Source organism: Streptomyces sp. RB17 (genome assembly GCF_009604455.1).
GTDB lineage: Bacteria > Actinomycetota > Actinomycetes > Streptomycetales > Streptomycetaceae > Streptomyces.
In genome coordinates, this window is record NZ_WEGL01000053.1 from 1 (window position 1) to 1590 (window position 1590).

General features: G+C 71.3%; 1 protein-coding gene. It reads left to right on the forward strand.

The genetic code is table 11. From position 1 onward, the window contains the following. The coding region (locus tag SRB17_RS45225) for a flavodoxin domain-containing protein (protein WP_194294382.1) at positions 1–1590 on the forward strand (1590 nt) is incomplete at its 5' end.

A 1590-nucleotide genomic window follows, 5' to 3' on the forward strand; every position in this document is an offset into this window, starting at 1 on the left:
GCCAGCTACAACGGCAAGGCTCCCGACAACGCCCAGCGCTTCGACGACCTGCTCGCCGCCGGGCTGCCCGAGGGCTCGCTGTCGAATGTGCGGTACGCGCTGCTGGGCGCCGGCAACACCCAGTGGGTGGCCACCTACCAGGCATTCCCCAAGCGGATCGAGGAAGGTCTGCTGGCCGCCGGCGCCACCCCGGTCGTCGAACGCGGCATCGCCGACGCCGCAGGGGACTTCGACGGCATGGCCACCCGGTGGATGAACAACCTGTGGGCCACCCTGGCCGAGGAGTACGCCGCCGACACCTCCCAGGCCAGCGGCCCCCGTTACCAGGTCCAGCTGCTCACCGAGTCCGACGTGCGCCCCGCCATCGTCTCCGAGCAGGCCTACCCGCTCACCGTGGTGACCAACGAGGAACTCGTGGCCGACGCGACCGGCCTGTGGGACTTCCAGATCGAGCCGCCGCGCCCGTCCGCGAAGTCCATCACCGTCGAGCTGCCGGACGGTGTCACCTACGACACCGGCAACCACCTGGCCGTCTTCGCCAAGAACGAACTCGCCCTGGTGGAGCGCGCCCTGAGGCGGCTCGGCGTCGAGTACGACCAGGTGCTCCGGCTCGACCAGCCAGCCGGTGGCCGCACGCACCTGCCGGTCGGCACCCCGGTCACCGCCCTCATCCTGCTCACCGAGTTCCTGGAACTGCAGGACGTGGCCACCCGCTCCCAGATCCAGACGCTCGCCGAGCACACCGAGTGCCCGTGGACCCGGCCGCAGCTCCAGGCGTACACCGCCGAAACGGAGGAGGCCGAGGAGCGCTACCAGAAGGAGATCCTCGGCAAGCGCATCTCGGTGCTGGGCCTGCTGGAGCGCTTCCCGGCCGTCGAGCTGCCGCTGGCGGTGTTCCTGGAGATGACGGGCCCCATCCGCCCGCGCTTCTACTCCATCTCCTCCGCCCCGTCCGCCAACCCGCGCCATGTGCGCCTGACCGTCGGCCTGCTGGAAGGCCCGGCCCTGTCCGGCGACGGCCAGTACCGCGGCACCTGCTCCGCCTACATCGCCGGCCTGGAGCCCGGGGACGTCGTCTACGGCTACGTCCGCGTGCCCTCCCCCACCTTCGCCCCGCCCGCCGACCCCGCCACGCCGCTGATCCTCATCGGCCCCGGCACCGGCATCGCGCCGCTGCGCGGCTTCCTGGAGGAGCGGGCGACACAGCACGCGAACGGCACCCAGGTGGGCGCGTCGCAGGTCTTCGTCGGCTGCCGCCACCCGGAGCACGACTACTTCTACAAGCAGGAGATGCAGGACTGGGAGAAGTCCGGCATCGCCCAGGTGCACACCGCCTTCTCTGCGGTGACCGGCCACCCGGCCCGGTTCGTGCAGAACGCCATCGCGAACGCCGCCGACACGGTGTGGCAGGCCATCGAGGACGGCGCGTACATCTACGTCTGCGGTGACGGCCGCCGCATGGCCCCCGCCGTCCGCGAGGCACTCGCCGCCATCCACCGCCAGAAGACCGGCAGCAACGACGAGGCCGCCCAGCAGTGGCTCGCCCAGCTCGAGGCCGACGAGCGCTACCAGCAGGACGTCTTCGCCTGA